General features: G+C 69.2%; 1 protein-coding gene. It reads right to left on the bottom strand.

Annotation, left to right across the window (positions count from 1 at the left end; all coding sequences use genetic code 11):
• Positions 1-288: 288 nt before the first annotated feature.
• On the bottom strand, positions 289-633 hold the full coding sequence (locus tag ACWCQ1_RS52050; RefSeq protein WP_133050119.1) for a MerR family transcriptional regulator: 345 nt from the start codon (positions 631-633) through the stop codon (positions 289-291).
• Positions 634-1863: the final 1230 nt, after the last annotated feature.

Raw genomic sequence — 1863 nt, 5'->3', positions numbered from 1 at the left:
GCCGGCTGCCGGCGAACGCCGGTCCGCCCTGGCGGCGAACCGGCTCCTCCTGCCCTGCTCCGCAGGATCTTCGTTTCCTCCCCCGGCCGAAGCCGGGGGTATCCACGAAGGAGAGCCCCGATGAGGCAGCTGCACGTGAACGGCCAGGGACCCCGGCAGGTGTGTCGGGGTCCCTGTGTAGTGCCGTGGGCGTACTGGTTGCGGCCCGGCGCGAGGCGGCGGCGCGGGGCTGTTAGGGGTGACTGGTCCGCTGGTCGGTCGGCGGTGGGGGCGCACCCGGCGTTCTTGTCAGGCTGAGGGCTTCGACGGCGGCTGGCCGCCTTGGGCCCGCAGTTCTTCGTTGATGCGCTGAGCTTCTTCGAGCTGGTCTTCGAGGATGACGATGCGGCAGGCGGCCTCTACGGCGGTGCCCTGGTCGACGAGTTCGCGGGCACGGGCGGCGATGCGCAGCTGGTAGCGGGAGTAGCGGCGGTGGCCGCCTTCGGAGCGCAAGGGGGTGATCAGGCGGTGTTCGCCGAGGGTTCGAAGGAAGGCGGGGGTAGTACCGAGCATCTCGGCGGCCCGGCCCATGGTGTAGGCGGGGTAGTCATCGTCGTCGAGGATGTCGGTGGGCCGGGTACTGCGTGGGGGCATAGACCTCTTCTTTCGGGGATGCGTCGGGGGGCCCGGGTGCCGTCCTGGCACCCGGGCCCCGAGCTTTCAACACCATCTACCGGCCGATTGCGCCGGCTTTCTTTGTCCGCAGGTTCCGCCTGGGAGGGCGGGGCTGCGGGGGATCGCGGATGCGTGACCGGGGACCACCTTCCAATCCGGGGCCTTGCGGTACCCGGGCGGACTGCTTCCTCGCCCGGGCGATCCTGATGGCGTCTCGCTCCTTACCTTCGGTTACTCGGTTGTACTGCTGGATAACGCGGGTACTGCTCGCGACCCCTTCGGGATCGCGTCCTGCTTGGCCTGCATGCGCGGCAGTCCCTGTCTGCCGCGCCCACTTCGACTTCTTGGGTACAGGAGAAACAGTAGCCCTGCGGAGGGCCAATGTCTACCTCGGCCATGACAGTTTTTCTCCGTTGCGCCGGGAAGAGTGCTTCACGGAAGGTTGCGGCTTCACGCTTGGCCGTCTTGGCAGTTGGACAACCTCAGCAGGCCGCGGACAGGCGGGTGGGCCTCTGCTGGATGGCGGAGGGTGCCGTCCCTGTGCAGGGTGGAGCGGGTGCACTCTCCGTCGCGCTCCCGGCCGAAGCAGCCGACCTGTTCGAGGTCGGTGACGATGCTCTGGGCGGTGCTGTCCGCGATGTGACAGACCGCGGCGATGTCACGGAGGCGCAGTTCAGAGGCGCGCGCGATGACCAGCAGGGCGCGTGCGTGATCGGTGAGGGAAGCCCGTCCTCCGGTCTTTCGCTCCTACGTGGACTTGACCGGTCCGGCGCTCTCCCCCACTCGCGTTTCCCGACTGGCTGGACTGGTTCGACTACCACCGACCCCACGCCGGAATCGGCCGCCAAACACGGGCCAGTCGCGTCACTCCCGTCCAGGGACCGTGGGGGTCCTGCAGGGTGGCGGGGAACCGGTCGATCGCGGCCCGCACATGCGACGCCTCAACCCATTCCGGCGCCGTGCCCCCTGCGGGCAGGCGCCCGTCGCCCGTGCGGACGGCGGTGCGGCTGGCGTTCCACCCGAGCACAATGATCAGCCTGCTCCCCTAACGCGAATGGCGGTAATCGGCCCGTACGGCGCCCGGCGGGATGGCCCGCCGGGTGAGGCCGCGTCGTGGTTGCGTCCTGGGAAGTGGTGTACGGGTTCCCACCTGATCCGGGCGTTTGGCCTGGCGTCGGAGTGAGGGCCCGGATATGAGAACGGCCACCG

Source organism: Streptomyces sp. NPDC002144, from assembly GCF_053593695.1.
This window is presented reverse-complemented; position numbering and strand designations above follow the sequence as displayed.